Source organism: Sphingosinicella microcystinivorans (assembly GCF_003634215.1).
GTDB lineage: Bacteria > Pseudomonadota > Alphaproteobacteria > Sphingomonadales > Sphingomonadaceae > Sphingosinicella > Sphingosinicella microcystinivorans.
The window spans coordinates 608498-623968 of record NZ_RBWX01000008.1 but is presented as its reverse complement, the minus strand read 5'-3'; the positions used below and the strand labels follow the sequence as shown (position 1 = coordinate 623968).

General features: G+C 65.2%; 17 protein-coding genes. 12 read left to right on the top strand and 5 right to left on the bottom strand.

The annotated features are described in order from the left end of the window. Positions 1-5: 5 nt before the first annotated feature. Genes trpS through secB form a run of 3 tightly spaced genes read right to left on the bottom strand, consistent with a single transcriptional unit; the run spans position 6 to position 3167 of the window. Complete coding sequence (trpS, locus tag DFR51_RS12025; protein WP_121051396.1) at positions 6-1016, bottom strand: tryptophan--tRNA ligase; 1011 nt, start codon at positions 1014-1016, stop codon at positions 6-8. A gap of 35 nt (positions 1017-1051) precedes the next feature. After that, positions 1052-2614 carry a murein biosynthesis integral membrane protein MurJ gene (gene murJ / locus DFR51_RS12020; RefSeq protein ID WP_121051394.1) on the bottom strand — a complete coding sequence of 521 codons (1563 nt, stop codon included), beginning with the start codon at positions 2612-2614 and terminating at the stop codon, positions 1052-1054. Positions 2615-2636: 22 nt separating this feature from the next. Continuing rightward, positions 2637-3167 (bottom strand): protein-export chaperone SecB, encoded by a 531-nt coding sequence (gene secB / locus DFR51_RS12015; RefSeq protein WP_121051392.1) that lies wholly within the window; start codon positions 3165-3167, stop codon positions 2637-2639. Between the two features lie 196 nt (positions 3168-3363). Between secB and DFR51_RS12010 the strand changes: the two genes are divergently transcribed. The 4 genes from DFR51_RS12010 to DFR51_RS11995 all read left to right on the top strand — a co-directional run bounded on the left by DFR51_RS12010 (position 3364) and on the right by DFR51_RS11995 (position 6908). Then, positions 3364-4038 (top strand): Tim44/TimA family putative adaptor protein, encoded by a 675-nt coding sequence (locus DFR51_RS12010; protein ID WP_338068322.1) that lies wholly within the window; start codon positions 3364-3366, stop codon positions 4036-4038. 87 nt (positions 4039-4125) lie between these two features. Further along, positions 4126-5349, top strand: a complete 1224-nt coding sequence (mltA, locus tag DFR51_RS12005; RefSeq protein WP_243445520.1) for a murein transglycosylase A — start codon at positions 4126-4128, stop codon at positions 5347-5349. Continuing rightward, positions 5333-5863, top strand: coding sequence for a Smr/MutS family protein (locus DFR51_RS12000; RefSeq protein WP_121051388.1), 531 nt, complete (start codon positions 5333-5335; stop codon positions 5861-5863). Before mltA ends, DFR51_RS12000 begins: the two co-directional genes overlap by 17 nt. Positions 5864-5921: 58 nt before the next feature. Beyond that, positions 5922-6908: an I78 family peptidase inhibitor gene (locus tag DFR51_RS11995; RefSeq protein ID WP_121051386.1), complete on the top strand. Its 987-nt coding sequence runs from the start codon at positions 5922-5924 to the stop codon at positions 6906-6908. A gap of 4 nt (positions 6909-6912) precedes the next feature. On the opposite strand, the gene hslU is transcribed toward DFR51_RS11995, so the two are convergent. Both hslU and hslV read right to left on the bottom strand, forming a co-directional pair. Beyond that, the gene (gene hslU / locus DFR51_RS11990) at positions 6913-8244 is read right to left on the bottom strand and encodes an ATP-dependent protease ATPase subunit HslU (protein ID WP_121051384.1); all 1332 of its coding nucleotides are present in this window, start codon (positions 8242-8244) and stop codon (positions 6913-6915) included. Next, on the bottom strand, positions 8241-8792 hold the full coding sequence (hslV, locus tag DFR51_RS11985; protein ID WP_121051382.1) for an ATP-dependent protease subunit HslV: 552 nt from the start codon (positions 8790-8792) through the stop codon (positions 8241-8243). The genes hslU and hslV overlap by 4 nt, the downstream gene beginning before the upstream one ends. 93 nt (positions 8793-8885) lie before the next feature. Between hslV and DFR51_RS11980 the strand changes: the two genes are divergently transcribed. The 8 genes from DFR51_RS11980 to DFR51_RS11945 all read left to right on the top strand — a co-directional run bounded on the left by DFR51_RS11980 (position 8886) and on the right by DFR51_RS11945 (position 15461). Then, positions 8886-10208, top strand: coding sequence for a PQQ-dependent sugar dehydrogenase (locus DFR51_RS11980; protein WP_121051380.1), 1323 nt, complete (start codon positions 8886-8888; stop codon positions 10206-10208). Then, the gene (gene hisB / locus DFR51_RS11975) at positions 10205-10804 is read left to right on the top strand and encodes an imidazoleglycerol-phosphate dehydratase HisB (RefSeq protein ID WP_121051378.1); all 600 of its coding nucleotides are present in this window, start codon (positions 10205-10207) and stop codon (positions 10802-10804) included. Before DFR51_RS11980 ends, hisB begins: the two co-directional genes overlap by 4 nt. Positions 10805-10831: 27 nt before the next feature. Continuing rightward, positions 10832-11488 (top strand): imidazole glycerol phosphate synthase subunit HisH, encoded by a 657-nt coding sequence (gene hisH, locus DFR51_RS11970; RefSeq protein ID WP_121051376.1) that lies wholly within the window; start codon positions 10832-10834, stop codon positions 11486-11488. Positions 11489-11515: 27 nt separating this feature from the next. After that, complete coding sequence (gene hisA / locus DFR51_RS11965; protein WP_121051374.1) at positions 11516-12244, top strand: 1-(5-phosphoribosyl)-5-[(5-phosphoribosylamino)methylideneamino]imidazole-4-carboxamide isomerase; 729 nt, start codon at positions 11516-11518, stop codon at positions 12242-12244. Further along, the gene (gene hisF / locus DFR51_RS11960; protein ID WP_121051372.1) at positions 12241-13002 is read left to right on the top strand and encodes an imidazole glycerol phosphate synthase subunit HisF; all 762 of its coding nucleotides are present in this window, start codon (positions 12241-12243) and stop codon (positions 13000-13002) included. The genes hisA and hisF overlap by 4 nt, the downstream gene beginning before the upstream one ends. Before the next feature lie 31 nt (positions 13003-13033). Then, entirely contained in the window at positions 13034-13366 is a 333-nt protein-coding gene (locus DFR51_RS11955) for a phosphoribosyl-ATP diphosphatase (protein WP_121051370.1), read from the top strand. A 1-nt stretch (position 13367) separates the two neighbouring features. Next, on the top strand, positions 13368-13748 hold the full coding sequence (locus DFR51_RS11950; RefSeq protein WP_121051367.1) for a histidine triad nucleotide-binding protein: 381 nt from the start codon (positions 13368-13370) through the stop codon (positions 13746-13748). A 129-nt stretch (positions 13749-13877) separates the two neighbouring features. Beyond that, complete coding sequence (locus tag DFR51_RS11945; RefSeq protein WP_121051365.1) at positions 13878-15461, top strand: amino acid permease; 1584 nt, start codon at positions 13878-13880, stop codon at positions 15459-15461. Positions 15462-15471 lie beyond the last annotated feature (10 nt).

Genomic DNA, 15471 nt, shown 5'->3' with positions numbered 1-15471 from the left:
AGCCCTCAGCTGAGAAAGCCGACCGTCCGTTTTACCTCTGCGAGCACCGGCGCCGCGATGGCGTCGGCGCGCGCAGCGCCCTTCGCCAGCACGGTGTCGAGATGCCCCGGATCGGCGCAAAGCTCGCGGAAACGTGCCGCGATCGGCGCCAGCACGCTCACCGTGAGATCGGCGAGCGCAGGCTTGAACGCGCCGAAGCCCTTGCCTTCGAACTCCGTCAGCACTGCCTGCGCCGTGGTTCCGGAAAGCGCCGCGTAGATCGAAACGAGATTGCGCGCCTCAGGCCGCGACTCGAGACCGGCGACATCGCCCGGCAGCGGCTCGGGGTCCGTCTTCGCCTTCTTGATCTTCTGCGCGATAGCGTCCGCATCGTCGGCAAGGTTGATGCGGCTCATATCTGAAGGATCGGATTTCGACATCTTCGCGGTGCCGTCGCGCAGCGACATCACGCGTGTCGCCGGGCCCTGGATCACGGGCTCGGGAAGCGGGAACAGCTCGACGCCATAGTCGGTGTTGAACTTCTGCGCGATGTCGCGGGACAGTTCGAGGTGCTGCTTCTGGTCCTCGCCCACCGGCACGTGCGTGGCCTTGTAGCCGAGGATGTCGGCGGCCTGCAGCACCGGGTAGCCGAACAGGCCGACGGAGGCGCCTTCCTTGTCCTTGCCGGACTTTTCCTTGAACTGCGTCATGCGCTGCATCCAGCCCATGCGCGCGGTGCACATCAGGATCCAGCAGAGCTCTGCGTGCATGTGCACCTGGCTCTGGTTGAACAGCACGGCGCGGTCCGGGTCGATGCCGCTGGCGAGCAGCGCGGCGGCCATCTCGTGAATGCCCCGGCGCAGCGCTTCGGGGTCTTGCCACAGCGTGATCGCGTGCAGGTCCACGATGCAATAGACGCATTCGTGCTGGTGCTGCATGTCCACCCAGTTGCGGATGGCGCCAAGGTAATTGCCCAGGTGCAGGTTGCCGGTCGGCTGGATGCCGGAAAAGACGCGCGGTGCAAAAGTCTGTGTCATAGCGCGCCGCCGTTAGGCCCCGCGCGGGCTACTGGTCAAGCGCCGTTGCCGCGTTTCAGCTTGGCGATGTGTTCGTGGTGAAAGCCGCCGATCGCCCAGAGCGTCCCGAAATAGAGCCCGGCCCCGGTCAGAACGACCGCCGTGAGCGCGCCCGCGCGCGCCAGAGCCCCGCCGGTGAAGGCATCACCGAGCGTGGTCGTCACCCACCAGAGCCCGGCCGCCATCACGAGCGCGGCGACGAACTGTTTGCCGATGCGCAGGATCACGGCGCCGGTCAGCGTGAAGTGCCCGCGCCGGTGCAGGATCGTGTAGAGCAGCGCGCAGTTGAACCAGCTCGAAACCGCGGTCGCGGCGGCAAGCCCCACGATGCCGAAGCGGTCGATGACGAGGAGGATGACGGCGACGTTGAAGGTGAGCGCGGCTGCGGCCGTTTTCACAGGCGTCTTCGTGTCGCCGCGCGCGAAGAAGCCCGGCGTCAGCACCTTGATGAGCACGTAGGCGGGAAGCCCGGCGACGAGCGCGATGAGCACGCCCGACGTGACCGAAACATGCTCCGCCGTGAATCGCCCGCCAAGGAAGATGGCTTCGACAATCGGATGCGCCGCGACACCGAGCGCCACGGCGGCGGGCAGCGTCAGCAGCATCGAAAGCTCTACCGCCGTGCCCTGCAGCTTCTGCGCGCCTTCCGCGTCCGCGCGCGCAATCAGCCGGCTGAGCGCGGGCAGGATGGCCGTGCCGAGCGCGATGCCGACGACGCCGAGCGGCAGCTGGTTCAGCCGATCCGCATAATTCAGGAAGCTCATCGCGCCCTCTTCCAGGCGCGTCGCGAAGAACGTGTCGATCAGCTGCGAGAGCTGGTAGATGCCCGCGCCGAATGTGGCGGGCACGATGATGCGACCGAGTTCCTTCACCTTGGGGTCGAGTCGCGGCCAGCGGAGGCGCAGCGTCAGCCCCGCGCGGCGCACCGCCCACAGCAGCCATAAGAACTGCACGATGCCCGCCACCGTTACGGACACGGCGAGCGCCCGCGCGGTTTCCGCGTTGTCGCCCGTCGTGCTGCCGAAGAACAGCACGCCGGCGATCAGGCAGATGTTGAGCAGAATCGGCGCGGCGGCGGCCGCGGCGAACTTCGACATCGAATTGAGAACGCCCGACAGCAACGACACGAGGCTGATGAGCAGAAGGTAGGGAAAGGCGATTCGCGTCAGCTCGACCGTCAGCTCGAACTTGCCCGGCACCTCCTTGTAGGCGCTCGCCATCAGCCAGACGACGCCGGGCATGAAAATCTCGAACAGCGCCGTGAAGAGCAGCAGCACGGGCAGAAACACGGAGAGTACGTTCGCCGAAAAGCGTTCGGCCGCCTTCAATCCGCCCGGCCCGTGCAGTTCCTTGCTGAACATCGGCACATAGGCGGCGCTGAACGCGCCTTCTGCGAACAGGCGCCGGAAAATGTTGGGCAGCTTGAACGCCACGAAGAAGGCGTCCGCGCCCGCACCTGCACCAAGCAGGCGGGAGAGCAGCATGTCGCGGGCAAAGCCGAACACGCGGCTGACGAGGGTCAGCCCTCCGATGACGCCGACGCTCTTGACGAGCGACATGGTGGCGTTCTCCTGCCTGGCCTCAGGCGTGTCCGATCTCGCCCGACTGGCCTGCCTGCTCCGCCTGCTGCTGGCGGGCGAAATAAAGCTGGGCGAAGTCGATCGGGTCGAGCATCAGCGGCGGGAAACCGCCGTCGCGCGTCGCGTCCGCGAAGATGCGGCGGGCGAACGGGAACAGCTGGCGCGGCGCTTCGACGACGAGGAACAGCTCAAGGTGCTCCTCCGGCACGTTCTGCAGTCCGAAGAGGCCACCATAGAGCAGCTCGGTGATGAACGCGGTCTTGCCGGTCTCGAACGTGGCGTTCGCGGAAAGCTTCAGCTCCACCTCATAGACGTTGTCGCCCTGCTGGCGGACGCCGACGTTCACGTTGATCTCGATCTTCGGCTGGCCAGCGCCTTGCTGCAGCGATCCCGGCGCGCCGGGATTCTCGAACGACAGGTCCTTCACGTACTGCGCCAGAATGCTCACCTGCGGCAGGGCTTCCGCCGCGGCTTCGCCGCCGTTGCCGTTGCCGTTGATGTAGCCTTCGTCGCCCGTTTCGTTCTCGGCCATGATGCAGATCTCAATTCTGTTGGACAGGAATACGGCGCGCTCGCTAGCAGGCGCATGGAACCGGCGCAAGGCAGCGCTGTTCCTTGTATGCGGCTTGGAATAGCCTATCTTAACCCAAAACAGGTTAAGCTGCGTGGACTGTGCGGCGCGGCGCTGTTAAGCAAACGCGTTTGAAGGGACGCTTGAAGGTAGAATTATGGGCGACAGCAGCGGACTGATCGAGATCGTCGTTCTGGCGATGCTCGCGGGGTTCATCGCCCTTCGGCTGGTCAGCGTTCTTGGACGCCGCACCGGGCATGAAGAGCCTGCGGGCGAAATCGTCCGCCGTACACCTGCAGAGCAGCAAACGCCGCCGCGTGCCGGCAGCTACGATCTGCCGCCCGCCGCACCGCTTGAACTTCCCGCCGACATGTCGCCCGCGCTGAAGGAATCGCTTACCGCGATCGCCGCTGCCGACCCGACGTTCGATCCGGCGCGTTTCACCGAAGGTGCCAAGGCGGCCTATCGCATGGTGCTCGAAGCCTTCTGGAAGGGTGATGCCGAGGCGCTGCGCGATCTCGTATCTGACGAGATCGCCGATCAGTTCGCCGAAGCGATCGCCGCGCGCAAGGCAGAGGGGCTGACGCTCGAAAACCGGCTCGTATCGCTTGAAAAGGTCGAAATCGTCGCTGCGCAGCTTCGCGGTGCGATGGCCGAAGTGTCGCTGCGCTTCGATGCCGATCTTGTCGCCGTCACGCGCGACAAGGCCGGAAATGTCGTCAGCGGTTCACTGTCGGACGCGGTGCAGTCGCACGACATCTGGACGTTCAGCCGCCACACCGGCGCTGCCGATCCGAACTGGCTGCTGATCGACACCGACGAAGACGCCTGATTCGCGCGTCGTTTCGACGAATGCGGATTCCAGCCGGGGCTGAAATCCGCTAGCGCTGCGCACGATCAAGGATTGGTGGAGTTCCGCGTGCGTCATCGCTTTTTCCCCGTTTTGCTGCTGCTCGCGATTGCCGCGTGCGCGTCGCCGCGCCCCGTCGCCACGCCCACGGGACCGGTTTCGCCGGGCGCCGAGCCTGCGCCGAAGCCCGCCGTACCCGCCGGGCCTGCGACAGCCGCCGCGCTCGGCGCCGCGCCGGCCACCTTCGCGGACATTCCGGGCTGGGAAACCAACGATTTCGCCGCCACCCTCGCCGCCTTCCGCAAATCCTGCCGCGCCGTAACCCGCCGCACGGACGTCAGCGGCCTCACGATCGCGTCGGATTGGGAAACGGCCTGCAACCTCGTGCCCGCCGCGACCGATCCGCGCGTCTTCTTCGAGCTGAATTTCACGCCCGTGCGGGTCGGCACCGGCGCGGCGTTCGTCACCGGCTATTACGAGCCGGAAATTGCGGGCTCGCGCACACGCGGTCCCGGCTATCTGGTGCCGATCTACGGGCTTCCCGATGATCTGGTGCGCGTTGATCAGCCCGATCCGGCGAATCCGGGTCAGACGAAAAAGGCCAGCGGTCGCATCGACGAAACCGGGGCCTACCAACTCTATTGGACGCGCGAGGATATCGACAACGGCGCGCTGTTCGATCGCAATCTCGAAATCGCGTGGGCGGCGGACGAGGTGGAGTTCTTCTTCCTGCAGATCCAGGGCTCCGGCCGCCTGCGCCTGCCCGACGGCAGCGTCATGCGCATCGGCTATGCAGGGCAGAACGGCCGCGAATACGTCGGCATCGGGCGCCGTCTCAGGGAGATGAACGTACTCGCCCCCGGCGAGGCCTCGATGCAGGGCATCATGCGCTGGCTGCGCGCCAACCCCGAGGATGGCCGCAAGATCATGCACGAGAACAAGAGCTACATCTTCTTCAAGGAACTCACCGGCGAAGGCCCGCTCGGCGCGATGGGCGCGCCGGTCACGCCCGAACGCAGCCTTGCCGCCGATCCGATGTTCGTGCCGCTGGGTGCGCCCGTCTGGCTTTCCACGCGCTACACCGATGTGGATCGCAGCATGAAGCCGTTCGCGGCGCTGATGGTGGCGCAGGATACCGGCGGCGCCATCAAGGGCGCGAATCGTTTCGATCTGTTCTGGGGTGCGGGCGAGCGTGCACGCACCATCGCGGGCGGCCTTTCAAGCGAAGGCGCCGCTTTCATCCTGCTGCCGAAGGCGGCAGCGGCGCGGCTTCTTCGTGGCCCGGCGGCCTGAACCGCCTTCAGAGGCTGAAACCGCGCTCTGGGCGAAGGTTACGTCCTCCGTCCGTCCGCTCAAATCGCGCGCCGCGCCGCCGCCGGAGGTGCCGCGTCCGCGCGTCAATGTCCGACCGCAGCGGGTCGAGGCACCCGATATGTCCCGGGAGCGTGCTGCTGCCGCGCCCGAGGCTGCCTCGCTCGACGGCGGCTGGGATCGCCGCATCCGCAAAGGCAGCATCGAGGCCGAGCGCACCGTCGATCTTCACGGCCACACGCAGGACGAGGCCTACAATGCGCTCGCAGGCGCGCTGGAACGCGCATGGCGCGACGATGTGCGAACGCTGCTCGTCATTACCGGCAAGACCCGGCCCGCCGGGGAGGATGGGCGGCCGCGCGGTGTCATCGCCGCCAATTTCTCCCGCTGGGCCGCGACTCCGGCGCTCCGCCCCTTCATCGCTGCGATCCGCCCGGCCCATCCGCGCCACGGCGGCAGCGGTGCGTGGTACGTGATCCTGCGGCGCAAGCGGTAGCTGTACGGTCTTCTCCCCCGGTGGCATGATCGGTCTCGGGACTCAGGGGAGATCATCCATGAAATCGAAAACGCTCGTGCTGCTTGCCGCCGCGCTGCTCATGCCCGCGCTGCCCGTGCAGGCTGCGCCCGCCGCGATCACCGCCGCGGTTGCGGCCAAGGACCGTCCGGCCGACGAAATGAAGCTCGACGAAAGCCGAAAACCTGCCGAAGTCCTGAAGTTCCTCGGCCTCGAACGTGGTGACCGCGTCTTCGATTTTCTCGCAGGGAACGGTTATTATACCGAAATCATGGCGCGTGCCGTCGGCCCGAAGGGCGCGGTCGTGGCATGGAACCCGCCCCGCCTCGTCTCCAACGACAAGTCAAAGGCGGCGTGGACGGACCTTCGCGCCCGCGCGAAGAACGCCTCGGCGTTCGCCGTGCCGTTGCCCAACCTCGCGCTTGCGCCGACCAGCTTCGATTTCGCGCTGCTGCATCTCGTCTATCACGATACCTATTGGGAAAGCGCCGAATACGACTTCCCGCGTGCGGAGCCGGCGGACGTTCTCGCGAAGCTCTACAGCGCGATGAAGCCGGGCGGCGTTGTCGGGGTCATCGATCATGTCGGCCCGGCAGGCGTGGATACCCGCGCGGAGGTCGACAAGACGCACCGCATCGACCCCGCCGTGATCCGCGCCGATTTCGAGCGCGCCGGCTTTGCCTTCGAAGGCGAATCGGATGTGCTCCGCACTCCTGGCGACGACCTTGCGAAGTCGGTTTTCGATCCCGCCGTGCGCGGCAAGACGGACCGGGTCGTCTACAAGTTCGTGAAGCCGGACGGCGCCCCTAAGGATGATCTCGCGATGGTCTGCGATGTGGACAAGGCGCAAAGCTTCATCGGCCAACCCGCCGACGAAGCCACGGTCGGCAAGATGAAGCAGGCGACCGGCGCCCGCACCACGCGCGTCGTGCCGCCGAACGGCGCGGTGACGATGGACTTCCGGCCGGACCGGCTGACCATCGCCACCGACGAAGGTGGAAACATCACCCGCGTTTCCTGCGGGTGAGCGTCTACAAGATATACTTCGACAGGTCGTTGTCGCGCGCGATGTCGGAAAGCTGCGCGTCCACATAAGCCGCGTCGATCTTCACCGCCGAGCCGCCGCGCTCGGAGGCATCGAAACTGATCTCTTCGAGCAGCTTTTCGAGCACCGTCTGCAGCCGCCGCGCGCCGATGTTCTCGACGCGGTCATTCACCTGAGCCGCGATCCGCGCAATGGCATCGATGGCGTCGTCGGTGAAGTCGAGGTTCACGCCCTCGGTGCCGATCAGCGCCGCGTACTGCTTCACAAGTGAAACTTCGGTGTCCGTCAGGATGCGGCGGAAATCCGCTTCCGTCAGGCCTTTCAGCTCCACCCGGATCGGCAGGCGGCCCTGCAGTTCCGGCAGCAGGTCTGAAGGCTTGGCGACATGGAATGCACCCGAAGCGATGAAGAGGATATGATCCGTCTTCACCGGGCCGTACTTGGTCGCCACTGTCGTTCCTTCGATCAGCGGCAGCAGGTCGCGCTGCACGCCCTCGCGGGAAACGGAACCGCCGCGCACGTCGGACACCGCGATCTTGTCGATCTCGTCGAGAAACACGATGCCGTTCTGCTCGGCAGACTGGATCGCCTCGCGGTTCACCTCTTCCTGGTCGAGCCGCTTGTCTGATTCCTCGTTGACCAGCGCTTCCCACGCCTGCCGTACTTTCAGCTTCCGCTTCTTGGTGCGCTGGCCGCCGAGCTTGCCGAACATGCCGCCAAGATCGATCATGCCGACCTGTCCGGTCATGCCCGGAATCTCGAAGGGCATCTGCGGCGCCTCGTCGACCTCGATCTCGATTTCCTTGTCGGACAGCTCGCCAGCGAGCAGCTTTTCGCGGAAGCGGTCGCGCGTCGCGCCGCTTGCATCCTTGCCGACGAGCGCATCGAGCACGCGCGCTTCAGCGGCGTGTTCGGCCTGCTCTCGCACCCCCTTGCGCTTCTGCTCGCGGACGAGCCGTATGGCTTCCTCCACCAGATCGCGGATGATCTGTTCGACATCGCGGCCGACATAGCCGACCTCGGTGAACTTGGTGGCTTCCACCTTCAGGAACGGCGCCTCGGCGAGCTTCGCGAGGCGGCGGCTGATCTCGGTCTTGCCGCAGCCCGTCGGCCCGATCATCAGGATGTTCTTGGGATTCACCTCGTCGCGCATATCTTCGGGCAGCTGCTGCCGCCGCCAGCGATTGCGGAGGGCGACGGCAACGGCCCGCTTCGCGTCGTTCTGGCCGACGATATAGCGGTCGAGCGCCGCGACGACGGCCTTGGGCGTCAGCGCCGAAATAGCTTCGGCGGGCTTGATGGGAGCTTCGACGTTCATTGGGCCGCCTCCAGCGTTTCGATAGTGAGATTGTTATTGGTGAAGACGCAGATGTCTGCGGCGATCGCCATGGCCTTGTTCGCCACGTCGTCCGCCGAAAGCCCGTCCACGTCGATAAGCGCGCGCGCGGCGGAAAGCGCGTAATTGCCGCCCGATCCGATCGCGGTCACTTGGTGCTCGGGCTCCAGCACGTCGCCCGTACCGGTCAGCACCAGCGTCACCTCGCGGTCGGCGACGATCATCATTGCCTCCAGCCGGCGGAGGTAGCGGTCGGTGCGCCAGTCCTTGGCGAGTTCCACCGCCGCGCGCTTCAGCTGGCCCGGGAAGCGCTCGAGCTTCGCCTCCAGCCGCTCGAAGAGCGTAAAGGCATCGGCGGTCGCGCCGGCGAAGCCGCCGATCACGCTGCCGTCGCCAAGGCGGCGCACTTTCTTCGCGTCGCCTTTCATCACGGTGTTGCCGAGGCTGACCTGCCCGTCGCCCGCGATCACCACCTTGCCCGCCTTGCGCACGGCGAGGATGGTTGTGCCGTGCATTACCTGTTCAGCCATGTTGGAAAGTGTCTTTCGTCAGGATGTGAGACTGTTCGTCCGCTGATATAGGAAGCGAAAATCGTGCTTCAATTCCGCCGCTCGGAGACCGTCATGAGGACAGCCATCGTTGCCGCACTGTTCGCGCTCGCTGCGTGCGGCGATACCGCGACGCTGAAGGTGGAGGACGGCACCGGCACCGATCCGAAGCTTCCACAGCCCGTAGAGACGCCGATTCCCACGATCAACATCGCGGACGCGAAGCCCTGGTCAGCGGGCGAGGCGCCGGTAGCGGCCGAGGGTTACGCCGTCACGTCCTTTGCCGAAGGGCTTGCGCACCCGCGCTGGCTCTACCGGTTGCCGAACGGGGATATCCTCGTGGCAGAATCGAATAAGCCGCCGCGCCCTGTGAAGGGCATCATGGGCCGTATCGAGGCCTACATCATGGGGAAAGCGGGCGCAGGCGCACCGTCCGCCGACCGTATCACATTGCTCCGCGATGCGGACGGAGACGGTGTTGTAGATACGCGCGGCGCGTTCCTTGCCGAAGGTCTCGGCTCGCCGTTCGGCATGGCGCTCGTCGGAGACCGCTTCTACGTCGGCAACTACGCGGACATCCGGGTTTGGCCCTATGCCGAAGGCGCCGCGGCGCTCGCGGGCCCCGGCACGAAGCTCGTCGACCTGCCGAGCAAGGGCAAGAGCACCGGTCACTGGACGCGGAACCTGCTCGCGAGCCCTGACGGCAGCAAGCTCTACGTCGCGGTCGGGTCGGTCTCCAATGCCGCGGAAGGCGGCATGGAGGTGGAGGACGGCCGCGCCGCCATCCACGAGATCGACCTCGCGACCGGCACGTCACGCATCTTCGCGAGCGGCCTCCGCAATCCCGTCGGCATGGACTGGAACCCTGTTACGAAAGAGCTGTGGACCGCCGTCAACGAACGCGACGCGCTCGGCAGCGATCTCGTCCCCGATTACATGACGAGCGTGAAGGACGGCGGTTTCTACGGCTGGCCGTACAGCTACTACGGCCAGAACGAAGACTCCCGCCCAAAACAGAAACGCCCCGATCTCGTAGCAAAGGCCATCAAGCCCGACTATGCACTCGGCCCCCACACGGCGAGCCTCGGCCTCGCGTTCCTGCCCGATGGCAGCGGCGTTTTCGTCGGCCAGCACGGCTCGTGGAACCGCAAGCCGCGCTCTGGCTACAAGGTCATCTTCGTGCCGTTTGTCGCCGGAAAACCCGCCGGAATGCCGCGGGATATCCTCACCGGTTTCCTCGTCGGCGACCATGCGAAGGGCCGCCCTGTCGGTGTCGCCTTCGATCGCACGGGCGCGCTGCTGGTGGCGGACGACGTCGGTGGTCGCATCTGGCGTATAACGGGTCCCGCCCTCAAGAACCTTGAGCCCGCCGCCGAACCCGCTATAGCGCCGGAATGACTTCGCGCACCGCAAGCATCGTCCGCAAGACGAACGAGACCGATATACGGGTCGAGGTGAACCTCGACGGCACTGGCCAGTATGAGATCGAAACCGGCGTCGGTTTCTTCGATCACATGCTGGAGCAGCTTTCGCGCCACTCGCTCATCGATGTGAAGCTCATCTGCAAGGGCGACCTTCATATCGATCAGCACCACACAGTGGAGGATTGCGGCATCGCGCTCGGCGAGGCGATCCACAAGGCGCTGGGCGAAAAGCGCGGCATCCGCCGCTACGGCGACGCGCTCTCGCCGATGGACGAGGCGCTCACCCGCGTCGCGCTTGATATCTCGGGCCGTCCGTTCATGGTCTGGAAGGTCTCGATTCCTCAGCCGAAGCTGGGTGAGATGGATACCGAGCTGTTCCCGCACTGGTTCCACAGTTTCGCGGGCAGCGTGGGCATGACGCTCCATATCGAGCAGCTTTCGGGCGAAAATTCACATCATATTATCGAATCCTGTTTTAAGGGTCTGGCGAGAGCCTTGCGTACGGCGACGGAGATCGATCAGCGCAAGGCGGACAGCGTGCCGAGCACCAAAGGCGTTCTCGGCGGCTGACCGGGAACTCTAAGGATCAGGCACGGTATGGCGGAACGGATTGCAGTCATCGATTACGGCGCGGGCAACCTGCGCTCGGTGGCGAAAGCACTGGAAGCGGCATCGAACGAAGTCGGTGTCGCCGTGCAGATCGTCGTCACGGACAGCCCCTCCACGGCATCTCAGGCGGATCGCATCGTGCTCCCGGGCGTCGGCGCGTTCGGCCAGTGCGCGACATCGCTGCGCGCGATCGATGGCATGGAGGACGTGCTGAACGAGGTTGTGCTCGTGAAGCAGCGCCCGTTCCTCGGCATTTGCGTCGGTATGCAGCTCCTCGCCAAGCGGGGGGAAGAAAAGGGCGTTCACCAGGGTCTGGGCTGGATTCCGGGCAAGGTCGTGAAGCTCGATCCGCACGATCCGAACCTCAAGATTCCACACATGGGCTGGTCGCCTGTCTCGATGAAGCTCGCGGGCATCAATCACGATGCGCTCCGCCACATCGAAGACGGTGGCGAGGCCTATTTCGTGCACAGCTTCCACTTCGAATGTGCCGATCATTCGCACCTGCTCGCCACCTGCGATTATGGCGGACCGGTCACTGCGATCATCGGCCGCGACAATATTCTTGGCGCGCAATTCCACCCGGAAAAGAGCCAGCATTACGGTCTCTCGTTCCTCGCGGCGTTTCTGGGCTGGACGCCGTAATCCGCCCGGGGCTAATGCAGCCCCGCAATGTCATTCACGATCTTCCCAGCCATCGACCTCAAATCCGGTCAGGTGGTGCGCCTCGCCGAGGGCGATATGGCGCGCGCCACCATCTATTCCGATGATCCCGCCGCTCAGGCGGCTGTTTTTGCGCAGGGCGGTGCCGAGTGGCTGCACGTCGTCGATCTCGACGGCGCGTTCGCTGGCCGCAGCGTCAATGGCGATGTGGTGGCGCGAATCGTCGCCGCCTTCGCCGGCAAGGTGCAGCTTGGCGGCGGCATTCGCGACATGGCGGCGGTGGAAAGCTGGTTTGGGCGCGGCGTCACGCGTGCCGTTATCGGCACAGCTGCGCTGAAAGACCCCGATTTCGTGAAGGCTGCGGCGAAGGCGTATCCGGACCGGATCGTCGTGGCGGTCGATGCGAAGGGTGGCATGGTCGCCACCGAAGGCTGGGCGGAAGCGTCCGATATGCCTGTCGCCGATCTCGCGCGCCGTTTCGAAGATGCGGGCGTTGCTGCCGTGCTGTTTACGGACGTTGGCCGCGATGGGCTCCTGAAAGGCGTCAATCTCGAAGCGACGCACGCGCTCGCAAAGGCGCAGACACTCCCCGTCATCGCCAGCGGCGGTGTCGCGGGCGAGGAAGATATCGTTGCACTGAAGGCGATCGCGGCAGACGGTATCGTGGGCGTCATCTGCGGCCGCGCGATCTATGATGGTCGCCTTGATCTCGGCCGAGCGCTCGCCATCGCCGCATGAGCGCCGTGCGCATCATCCCCTGCCTTGACGTCGCGAACGGGCGCGTCGTCAAGGGCATCAACTTTGTCGATCTGCGCGATGCGGGCGATCCGGTCGAGGCCGCGAAGGCCTATGATGCGGCAGGGGCCGACGAGATCTGCTTCCTGGACATCACTGCGACGCACGAGGATCGCGGCACGTTGCTCGATATCGTGCAGCGCACGGCGGACCAGTGTTTCGTGCCTTTGACCGTCGGTGGCGGTGTCCGTTCGGTTGGGGATGCGCGCGCGCTGCTGCTCGCTGGGGCAGACAAGGTGGCGATCAACAGCGCCGCCGTGCGCGATCCTGATGTGGTCACCGCGCTTGCCGAACACTTCGGCTCACAGTGCGTCGTCGTTGCCATCGATGCGCGCCAGTCCAGCCCCGGCCGCTGGGAAATCTTTACGCACGGCGGCCGCAAGGCAACCGGCATCAATGCACTCGAATTCGCGCTTCAGGTCGTCGAAAAGGGCGCGGGGGAGATCCTGCTCACCTCGATGGACCGTGATGGCACCAAGGCCGGGTTCGATCTCGCGCTCACACGCACCATTGCAGATTCGGTGCCCGTGCCGGTGATTGCCAGCGGCGGCGTCGGCAATGTCGCGCATCTCGTGGAGGGTGTGCGCGAGGGCCACGCCTCCGCCGTGCTTGCCGCTTCGATCTTCCACTTCGGCGAGGTCACGATCGGCGAAGCCCGCGCGGCGATGCGTGCTGCGGGCATCAAGGTGCGAAACCGTTGACGCCCCGCGCCGCCAACGTCAGGGTCAGGGCATGACCGCAACGCTCGACCGTCTCGCCGCCATCGTCGCCTCGCGCCGCGCCGCCGATCCTCAGGCAAGCTACGTCGCGAAACTCTTCGTGAAGGGCCGCGCGAAGATCGCGCAGAAAGTCGGCGAAGAGGCCGTAGAAGCCGTGATCGCCGCCATGCAGGACGATCGCGAGGGGCTGATCGGCGAAAGCGCGGATCTGCTGTTCCATCTCTCCGTCCTCTGGGCAGACGCTGGCATTACCCCCGATGATATCGATGCCGAACTGGCACGCCGCGAAGGCGTGTCGGGCATCGCCGAAAAAGCCGCCAGAAAAACCGCAACACCGGGAGACTGACGTGGGCGTCGAAACGCTGGAGCCATACGACGACGACAATATCTTCGCGCGCATCCTGCGCGGCGAGATTCCGGCACGGCCGGTCTATGAAGACGACTACGCCTTTGCTTTCCACGACATCAACCCGCAAGCGCCGACGCATGTTCTGGTGATCCCGAAGGGGCGTTACGTCAGCTGGGCAGATTTCTCGGCGAAGGCGACAGACGGCGAAATCGCCGGTTTTGTCCGCGCCGTCGGCGCGGTTGCGCGCGAGCTCGGCATCGAAGAGGGCGGCTATCGCCTTCTGGCCAACGCTGGACCCAACTCGCATCAGGAGGTGCCGCACCTCCATGTGCATATCTTCGGCGGTAAAAAACTTGGTCCGATGCTCGTGACCTCCTGACTGCACTCCTGCTTTTCGCGCTGAATCGCGCGCTTTTCAGTTTGTCGGCGCAGCGAAAGCCGCTAGACCACGCAACATTCTTTCAGCCTCGGTCGGGGAGCGGGGCGCGTTTTCTGGGGGGAGTCCCGAATGATATTTGGTCGTGTCAAACCGCTCGACGCCATTCTGGCGACGGCGCAGAAGAAGTCGCTGCACCGTTCGCTTGGCGCGATACAGCTGACGCTTCTCGGCGTCGGTGCAATCATCGGCACGGGTATTTTCGTGCTCACATCCGAAGCCGCGCAGAAGGCCGGCCCCGGCATGATGATCAGCTTCGTGATCGCCGGCGCGGTCTGCGTCGTCGCGGCACTCTGCTACTCGGAAATCGCCTCGATGTTGCCCGTTTCGGGCTCCGCGTACACCTATACCTACGCCGTCATGGGGGAGCTTCTCGCCTGGATGGTCGGTTGGGCGCTGGTGCTTGAATATGCGGTCGCGGCCAGCGCTGTTTCGGTCGGCTGGTCGGGATATTTCGTTGGCCAGATCAAAGGCTGGTTCGGCATAGATCTCCCCGTCGCGCTCATATCCGGCCCGTATGTGCCGGGCGGTATCATCAACCTTCCCGCCGTTGTCATTGCGCTTCTCATCACGGGCCTTCTGATGCTCGGCACCACCGAAAGCGCGCGCGTCAACGCCGTGCTGGTTGCGATCAAGGTCACCGCGCTTACCGCATTCGTCATTCTCGCCCTGCCGGTCATGCAGATGGATCACTTCGAACCGTTCGCCCCGCAGGGGTGGTACGGGTCGGGCGGCGCCGGCATCGTCGGCGCAGCGGCTTCGATCTTCTTCGCCTATGTCGGCTTCGATGCGGTGTCGACCGCGGCTGAAGAAACCAAGAATCCGCAGCGCAACGTGCCGATCGGGCTCATCGGCTCGCTCGCCATCTGCACGGTCTTCTACATGCTTGTCGCTGCAGGCGCGATCGGTTCGCCGCTCGGTTCACAGCCGGTGACCTCGGCGCTCGGCGAGTGGCTGGCGCCCGGCTCGGCCGAACTCGGTGCACGCTGCTCGACGCTGATGGCGGCGGGTCAGGAACCCCTCGCCTGTTCGAAGGAAGCGCTCGCTCACGTGCTGCGCGAAATCGGTTACCTCAACGTTGGTAACCTCATCGGGCTCGCCGCCTTCCTAGCGCTTCCGTCGGTCATCCTTGTCATGCTGTTCGGTCAGACGCGCATCTTCTTCGTGATGTCGCGCGACGGCCTGCTGCCGGAAAAGCTGTCGTCGATCCATCCGAAGTGGAAAACGCCGCACGTCATCACGATGATCACCGGCCTTGCCGTCACTTTCACAGCAGCGTTCCTGCCAGTGGGCAAGCTCGCCGACATCGCCAACGCGGGTACGCTGTTCGCGTTCATGATGGTGGCGATCGCAGTGATGCTGCTGCGCAAGCGCGATCCGAACCGGGTGCGCCCCTTCCGCACCCCGGCGCTGTGGCTGGTCGGGCCGCTCACGGTGATCGGCTGCGTGGCGCTCTACTTCGCGCTGCCGTTCGATGCGAAGATCGTCCTGCCGCTCTGGGGCGGTATCGGCCTCGCACTCTACTTCGCCTACGGCTATCGCAAGAGCCATGTCGGCCGTGGTATTATAGAGGTCCACGAAGCCGATATCGATGTGCCGCCACAGCCGGTGCCACCGATGCCGGGCGCGCCGACACCCGGCGGCAAGCAGGCCTGATACGGATCGG